Below are 232 nucleotides of genomic sequence, written 5' to 3' on the forward strand. Positions count from 1 at the left end.
ATCTTGTTGGCCATCAAGGTGGTCATTGCCGTCACCGCCACGCAAGGTATCGTTACCTGTCCAGCCGTAAAGGGCGTCATTGCCACCCAGACCGTGCATGTCATCGTGACCCCACTGGCCGTGAAGTTGGTCATTGCCGTTACCGCCGTTGAGGTGATCGTTACCATGACCGCCAACAAGTACGTCGTCACCGTCTTCACCCCAGAGGCCATCGTCGCCGTTGCCGCCTTCA

At 58.2% G+C, this 232-nt stretch carries 1 protein-coding gene; it reads right to left on the bottom strand.

What is annotated here, in order from left to right; translation table 11 throughout:
• Positions 1–232, bottom strand: a 232-nt coding sequence (locus LRP49_RS25260; protein ID WP_420791675.1) for a calcium-binding protein, incomplete at both ends; no start/stop codon positions are given.

It is taken from the genome of Enterovibrio qingdaonensis (genome assembly GCF_028683135.1).
Classification (GTDB): domain Bacteria; phylum Pseudomonadota; class Gammaproteobacteria; order Enterobacterales; family Vibrionaceae; genus Enterovibrio; species Enterovibrio qingdaonensis.